Here is a 1,320-nt window from a genome sequence, read left to right on the forward strand (position 1 = left end):
GCCTGAAGTTCCCCCATGATCGTGGACAGCGGATGGTTACGCTGCGGGGGCAAGGTCTTGTGCTGTCAGGGCCCTGGTTTCGACCGGGGTGACGTATCCGTAGACCGGGTGCTTGCGCAGGCGGGTGCGGTTGTACTCGACCTCGATGAAGCGAAAGACGTCGGCGCGAGCCGCCTCGTGGGATTCCCAGATCGTGGTGCCGATCTCCGCTTTCAACAGTCCGAAAAAGCTCTCAGCTGCGGCGTTATCGTAACATGAGCCTGTTCTGCCCATGCTCTGCCGAAGGCCCAACTCCCCTATGAGGGCGCGGTATTCGCGTGAGGAGTATTCCGAGCCGCGATCCGAGTGCGCGATGCAGCCGTCCTTCAGCCCGCCTCGGCCGACGGCCATCCTCAGCGCGTCGACGACGAGTCCGGCCCGATGGTGGTCGGCCATCGCATAGCCGACGACCTCGCGGGTGGCCAGGTCGATCACCGTGGCGAGATACCACCAGCCGGCCAGCGTGGGCAGGTAGGTGATGTCGGAGACCAGTTTCGTGCCGGGCTCGGTGGCGGTGAAGTTGCGTCCGACGAGGTCTGGTGACGGGGCCGCCTTCCGGTCCGGCCGGGTCAGGCTGCGGCGCCGGCGGCGGGTGATCCCGCGGATGTCGTGCTCACGCATTATCCGCTCGACCCGCTTGTGGTTGACCTGGTGCCCGTTCCTGCGCAGCGCGGCTGTGATCCTCGGGGCGCCGTAGGCCCGCCGCGACACGTCGTGGATGTGCCGGATCTCGTCGACCAGCTCGTCCTCCTGGCGGGCTCGTTCCTCGGCTGCCGGGCGGGCGGCGAGGTAGGCGTAATAGCCCGAGCGAGATACGCCCAGCACTCTGCACATCAGGGCGACACTGTGACCACCGGGGTTCTTCTCGGTGGCCTTCTCCGCGTCGATGAACGCGTAGCGCACGGCTACTTCGTCGACTCCCTCGCGAAGAAGGCCGCGGCTTTTTTCAGGACCTCAATCGTCTGCTGCTGTTCCCGGTTCTCCCGCCGCAGACGACGCAGTTCTTCCTTCTCATCGCTGGTCAGAGCACCCGCGGCCCCCTGGCCCCGATCTGCCCTGTCCTGGTTCACCCAGTTCCGCAGGCCCTCCGGGCTCACCCCGATCTCACGGGCGACCTCGGTGACCGTCTTCCCCGACGAATGGACCAGCGCGACCGCGTCCCGCTTGAACTCGGCCGTGTACCGCTTGCTCGTGTTGCTCTTCTTGCTCACTACCTGGAACTGCTTCCTCCGGGACCGACCGTCCCAGTATCAGGCTGTCCAGCCCCAGGGGGGAACTTCA

2 protein-coding genes are annotated in these 1,320 nt (G+C 66.1%); both read right to left on the reverse strand.

Going from position 1 to position 1,320, the window contains the following annotated elements; genetic code table 11:
• Positions 1 to 36: 36 nt before the first annotated feature.
• Positions 37 to 942 carry an IS3 family transposase gene (locus tag ACFY3J_RS38830; protein ID WP_365437758.1) on the reverse strand — a complete coding sequence of 302 codons (906 nt, stop codon included), beginning with the start codon at positions 940 to 942 and terminating at the stop codon, positions 37 to 39.
• A gap of 2 nt (positions 943 to 944) precedes the next feature.
• Positions 945 to 1,250 carry a transposase gene (locus ACFY3J_RS38835; RefSeq protein WP_141367857.1) on the reverse strand — a complete coding sequence of 102 codons (306 nt, stop codon included), beginning with the start codon at positions 1,248 to 1,250 and terminating at the stop codon, positions 945 to 947.
• Positions 1,251 to 1,320: the final 70 nt, after the last annotated feature.

It is taken from the genome of Streptomyces sp. NPDC001231 (assembly GCF_042896885.1).
In the GTDB taxonomy this organism is placed as follows: Bacteria; Actinomycetota; Actinomycetes; order Streptomycetales; family Streptomycetaceae; genus Streptomyces.